This window comes from Methyloceanibacter sp., assembly GCF_051306395.1.
Taxonomy (GTDB): Bacteria; Pseudomonadota; Alphaproteobacteria; order Rhizobiales; family Methyloligellaceae; genus Methyloceanibacter.
The window spans coordinates 1-2,397 of record NZ_JBPPND010000216.1; the positions used below are offsets into that span (position 1 = coordinate 1).

Annotated in this window: 1 protein-coding gene; it reads right to left on the bottom strand. The window is 61.0% G+C overall.

The window, feature by feature from the left end:
* Window positions 1-41: 41 nt before the first annotated feature.
* Window positions 42-1,703 (bottom strand): tryptophan halogenase family protein, encoded by a 1,662-nt coding sequence (locus ACSLE4_RS11325; protein ID WP_435904554.1) that lies wholly within the window; start codon window positions 1,701-1,703, stop codon window positions 42-44.
* Between the last annotated feature and the right edge of the window lie 694 nt (window positions 1,704-2,397).

Consider the following 2,397-nt stretch of genomic DNA (forward strand, 5'->3'; position numbering starts at 1 on the left):
AACCCAAGCCTTTCTCATCCAAGTGCAGACGCGAGCCGCGCTCAGCGGCGCTTCGGCTTGCGCCGCGCGGGTCGCGATGCCGCCTGAATTGGGAGCTTGATCTTCGTACCGCCTGGCGCGAACGCCGGAGCCATGGCGGGGCTCGCCAATGGGCCGGCCGCCCTGCCGCCGGTCTTCAAAAACTCCGCATGGCTGATAAGGCCCGCGAGCTGGCCGGGCCGCGCCTTGCGCTCGCCGGCCCGGTACCGCTCATACGCCGTGCGGCTCAGAAAAGGCGCCTTCGCCAAGTGGGCGTCCTTGTAGAAGCCCTTGGCGATCAGGAGCAGCGTGTAGACCGGACTACTGAAGAGATAGGCGCTACCGAGGTCCAAGCCTTCGGGAGTCGTGTGCCGCCACACCTCCAGATTTTCCTGGAGGCGATCGGAGAGCGACATGCCTTCCCGCGCCGCTTTCCAATATTCGGAATCCTGGCGATTGTTCAGGTGGTAATGCGCCTGGATGAAGTCGCGCACCTCATCGTACACGCGAGCCACTTGGCGATTATAGGCGGCGGCGAGCTCGGGCTCGAAATCCTGCGTCGGCAGATAATGCTGAAGCCAGCGCACCCCGAGATCAGTCATGAAGATCGCGGTCGCCTCAAGTGGCTCGATGAAGCCGCCGGACAGGCCGAGCGCCACGCAGTTCTTCACCCAGGCATTGCGCACGCGGCCCGTCTTTATGGGGATGATGCGCGGCTCGCAGCCTTTGGCCTGGTCGCCGTAGAAGGCGAGGAGTTCCTCCATCGCCTCGTCGTCGGAGATGAACTTGCTGGAGAAGATGTAGCCCGTGCCGACGCGCGTCGTCAGCGGGATGTTGAAATTCCACCCCGCGGAAAAGCCCGTCGCCCGCGTCGTGGGCGCGATGATGCGGGGATCCTTATGGGGAATCTGCACGACGGCGGCGCGGTCGTTCAGCAGATAGTCGCCATACGGCTCGAACGGCTCGCCCAAAGCCTGCTGCAGGATCGAGCCGCGAAAGCCGGTGCAATCGATGACGAGCTCGACGGCATGTTCGCCCTGACGGCGCAGGGTGAGAGATTTGACGAACCCGCGCTCGTCGAGATTGACGTCGTCCACATCGTCCAGGACATGCTTCACGCCACGGCTCGTCGCGATGTCCTTCAGAAAAGCGGCAAGCTTCGTGGCGTCGAAATGATAGGTGTAGCCGACCTCGCCGCTGAACTCGGGCTCGCCGGGACGGCGCGGCGCGAGATTGCCGCGCACGATCTCCGCCACCGGCGAAAACGCGCGCACATAGGCGAGCCCTGCGTCCGATGCGGCGCGGCCTGGATCGAAGGTAATGAAATAGTCGGCGAGTGCGCGCCCGTCGATCGCGCCAGGCGCGTTCAGGATATTCAGGAACTCGACCGGCTTGCCCTTGTCGTCGTGGTTCCAGTTGATGAAATGCGCCGCGACTTTGAAGGTCGCATCCGTGAGCTTGAAGAACTCGGCTTCCGAGACGCCGAGCTGGTTCAGCAGCACCACCATGCCGGGCAGGCTCGCCTCGCCGACGCCGACAATCGGGATCGACGGCGACTCGATCAGCGTGATCTCGAGCTGGTGCTTTGAGTCTTTCGATTTGCAAAAGCGATTGAGAAAACTGGCGGCAAGCCAGCCCGCCGTGCCGCCGCCGACGATCGTGATACTGCGCAGTGGCCGGCCCATTCTTTTCCCCCGGAATGCGCAATCAGATTAGAAGCCCGGCAAACGGGTGCCAAGCCGGAATGCCGGAGCAATGCGTCGCGCCTGATTTGGAGAAAGGATTTGGTAGCGGAGGAGCGAATCCGCCGTAATCATCCCTTCATGAAATTCGAGGTGTAAGTTCAAATCCTGGGCTAGATTTGCTCAAGAACGTACCAAATGGACGTTGAGGCGACCAGCCTAGGTTGGTTGCGGAGGCCTACAACTAGTGTGAATAGACTCTGCCGCCCTATCCGGTCTGAAGGTCCTCATTGGGCCAGCTAGTGGGCGTCCCTCCCGCCGAGCCGATGTCCCCTAGGTACCCCAAAAGCTGACGTTGCGTCCCACAAGCCTCAGGTCTGCTTTTGACCGATGCTGTCGATAAACGATTTTCGAGGCGCAAGTCAGCAACATTGAGTCAAGATAGGAGTCTCGGCGCGCAATATTGATTCAAAGAACGCGGCACGTGGATTCGATTATTGCCAGTGCGCTACGTGCCTGAGACTTTATCGACAGCATCGGTCATGAGCTGCCAATCCTAGCAATCGCCCATTTGGCCGGAGAAGCAGGCTAAAGCGGACCTACGCGACCTGGGTCGAAGCGCCCTCGCTTGCGAATGCCAATTCGAGTTCTTCTGGGTTCAACTCAATCGATAGAGTCACAGGTCCTTTGGGTGGGA